3 protein-coding genes are annotated in these 3,242 nt (G+C 70.2%); 2 read left to right on the top strand and 1 reads right to left on the bottom strand.

Annotated features, from left to right (window positions below):
* Positions 1 to 43: 43 nt before the first annotated feature.
* Positions 44 to 724, bottom strand: coding sequence for a phosphate signaling complex protein PhoU (gene phoU / locus ACFWY6_RS32095; RefSeq protein WP_360776687.1), 681 nt, complete (start codon positions 722 to 724; stop codon positions 44 to 46).
* 283 nt (positions 725 to 1,007) lie between these two features.
* Between phoU and ACFWY6_RS32090 the strand changes: the two genes are divergently transcribed.
* Both ACFWY6_RS32090 and ACFWY6_RS32085 read left to right on the top strand, forming a co-directional pair.
* The gene (locus ACFWY6_RS32090; RefSeq protein ID WP_360776465.1) at positions 1,008 to 2,267 is read left to right on the top strand and encodes an ATP-binding protein; all 1,260 of its coding nucleotides are present in this window, start codon (positions 1,008 to 1,010) and stop codon (positions 2,265 to 2,267) included.
* Positions 2,264 to 2,944 carry a response regulator transcription factor gene (locus ACFWY6_RS32085; RefSeq protein WP_111665435.1) on the top strand — a complete coding sequence of 227 codons (681 nt, stop codon included), beginning with the start codon at positions 2,264 to 2,266 and terminating at the stop codon, positions 2,942 to 2,944. The genes ACFWY6_RS32090 and ACFWY6_RS32085 overlap by 4 nt, the downstream gene beginning before the upstream one ends.
* Positions 2,945 to 3,242: the final 298 nt, after the last annotated feature.

Here is a 3,242-nt window from a genome sequence, read left to right as displayed (position 1 = left end):
ACCTTGAAGTGCGGGGCACACCCTGACGCCCGAGAAGGAGGCCTCAGGCCCCTTCCACAGGCGCCCCCGCCTGCTGAATCTCATCCGCGTGCTCACCGGTGACGAGGTACACGACCCGCTTGGCCACGGAAACCGCGTGGTCGGCGAACCGCTCGTAGTAACGGCCCAGCAGCGTCACGTCCACGGCGGTCTCGATGCCGTGCTTCCACCGGTCGTCCATCAGGTGCTGGAAGAGCGTGCGGTGCAGCAGGTCCATCTCGTCGTCGTCCTGCTCGAGCTGCAGCGCGAGATCGACGTCCTTGGTGATGATGACCTCGGCGGCCTTCGCCATCAGCCGCTGCGCGAGCTGCCCCATCTCCAGAATCGTCGCGTGCAGATCGCGCGGCACGGCCGACTCGGGGAAACGCAGCCGGGTCAGCTTGGCCACGTGCTGGGCGAGGTCGCCGGAGCGCTCCAGGTCGGCGCTCATCCGCAGCGACGTGACGACGATCCGCAGATCGGTGGCGACCGGCTGCTGCCGCGCGAGCAGTGCTATCGCGCGCGCCTCCAGTTCATGCTGCAGATCGTCGACCTTCTGGTCAGCGGCGATCACGCTCTCGGCCATCTTCAGGTCGGCGTCGAGCATGGCCGTGGTGGCGCGCCCGATCGCCGACCCGACGAGCCGGGCCATCTCGACCAGGCCCTCGCCGATCGAGTCAAGTTCCTCGTGGTACGCGTCCCGCATGTGGATGTCCCTCTCTAGTACGTCCCGGGGGGTGACCCCCACGCTCCCACGGTGCGGGTCGGACGCGTCCGTTTCCGACATCCCAAATGAACCGCCCCTGTCACCAAGGTGAACTATGGGCGACGGGGAGCGTCCGCCCCGGAGCGGCCCCTGCTCGGCCCCGGTCGGCCCGTTCGGTCGAAGTGAACCATCCCCGTCCCCTCGGTGAACTCTGGGCGACGAGTGTTCGAGGCCGCACCCGTATGGCTGTGGCCGGTGCGTAAAGGGCGCATAACCTGGAGGCATGGACGTGAACGCGGCGGTCGCCGCAGCGGCAGCGATCGCCGGGGTGTGCACCGGTGTCATCGCCATGCTGGCGTTCCGCTGGAGCGAGCGCGACCTGAAACGCCCCACCCGGACCTCCCTGCACACCGACCCCGTACTGCCACCGGGCGTCGACACGGTGCTCTCCGTGCTCCGCTCGTCCGCCGTCGTCCTCGACGAGGCGGACAGCGTCGTGAAGGCCAGCTCCGCGGCGTACGCCCTTGGCCTGGTCCGCGGCGGCAAGCTCGCCGTGGAGCCGATGCTGCAGATGGCGCGGGACACCCGCCGCGACGGAGAGATACGCCAGGTCGAGCTGGACCTGCCGCGCCGCGGCACCGGCCGGGGCGAGGCCCTCGCCGTATCCGCCCGCGTCGCCCCGCTCGGCTCCCGCCTGGTGCTCCTGCTGGTCGAGGACCTCACAGAGGCCCGCCGCATCGAAGCCGTACGACGTGACTTCGTGGCGAACGTGAGCCACGAGCTGAAGACCCCGGTAGGGGCTCTCTCCCTCCTCTCCGAAGCCGTCATGGACGCCTCCGACGACCCCGAGGCCGTCGAGCGCTTCGCCGGCCGGATGCAGATCGAGGCGACCCGCCTGACCAGCCTCGTCCAGGAGCTCATCGACCTCTCCCGGGTCCAGAACGACGACCCCCTGGAGGACGCCGAACCCGTCCGTGTCGATGAACTGGTGGCGGAGGCGATCGACCGCAGCCGCCACCAGGCCTCCCACAAGCAGATCACCATGGCCGCGGGCGGCACCGCCGACCTGCAGATATGGGGAAACCGCGGCCAGCTCGCGGCGGCGCTCGGCAACCTCGTCGAGAACGCCGTGAACTACAGCCCCGCCCGCACCCGCGTGGGCATCGCCGCCCGCCGGGTCACCGCACCCGGCGGGGATCTCATCGAGGTGGCCGTCACCGACCAGGGCATCGGCATCTCCGACAAGGACAAGGAGCGCATCTTCGAGCGCTTCTACCGCGTAGACCCGGCGCGCTCCCGGGCCACCGGCGGCACCGGCCTCGGCCTCGCCATCGTCAAGCATGTGGCCGCCTCGCACGGCGGGGAGGTCACCGTGTGGAGCTCGGAGGGACAGGGCTCCACCTTCACCCTGCGGCTGCCCGAAGCAGCCGCGACCCGCGACCGCGGATCCGGCCACGGCGGACTAGGCAACGACGCCGACACCGCACGGCCCGACGAGACCACAGCGTACGAACCCATCCCTGCCCCGGAGGTCCTTCCGTGACCCGAGTGCTCGTCGTAGAGGACGAGGAGTCCTTCTCCGACGCCCTGTCCTACATGCTCCGCAAAGAGGGCTTCGAGGTCGCCATCGCGGCCACCGGCCCGGACGGACTCGACGAGTTCGAGCGCAACGGCGCCGACCTCGTCCTGCTCGACCTGATGCTGCCGGGCCTGCCCGGCACGGAAGTCTGCCGCCAGCTGCGCGGCCGCTCCAACGTCCCGGTGATCATGGTCACCGCCAAGGACAGCGAGATCGACAAGGTCGTGGGCCTCGAAATAGGAGCCGACGACTACGTCACCAAGCCCTTCTCGTCCCGCGAGCTGGTGGCCCGCATCCGCGCGGTCCTGCGCCGCAGGGGCGAGCCGGAGGAGGTCACCCCGCAGGCCCTGGAGGCGGGCCCGGTCCGGATGGACGTCGACCGCCACGTGGTCACGGTCTCCGGCTCCAAGGTCGACCTGCCCCTGAAGGAGTTCGACCTCCTGGAGATGCTCCTGCGCAACGCGGGCCGCGTGCTGACCCGCATGCAGCTCATCGACCGCGTCTGGGGCGCCGACTACGTGGGCGACACCAAGACCCTCGACGTCCACGTCAAGCGCCTCCGCGCCAAGATCGAGCCGGACCCGGGGGCGCCGCGCTACCTGGTGACGGTGCGGGGCCTCGGCTACAAGTTCGAGCCGTAAACCGCGGGTGCGGCTGCCCCGAATTGGTGTCTCCGGCGTGCCTGCGGCCCGACGGACGGAGTCCGGCGCAGCACTCCGAAGCCCGCGAAGCGGTGCGAGGGGTGCGTCAAGAAGAGGCTCGAGCCGGACCCGGGGGCGCCGCGCTACCTGGTGACGGTGCGGGGCCTGGGCTACAAGTTCGAGCCGTAAACCGCGAATGACGCCGGAAGGGGGGGGGGCCCGCCGGGGGGCCGCCCCGCCCGCAGGGGGGGGGGGTTAAAAAAAAAAAGATACCCCCAAAACAGCGCAAGACGGGGGA

The sequence above is a fragment of the Streptomyces sp. NPDC059037 genome (assembly GCF_042740015.1).
In the GTDB taxonomy this organism is placed as follows: Bacteria; Actinomycetota; Actinomycetes; order Streptomycetales; family Streptomycetaceae; genus Streptomyces.
This window is presented reverse-complemented; position numbering and strand designations above follow the sequence as displayed.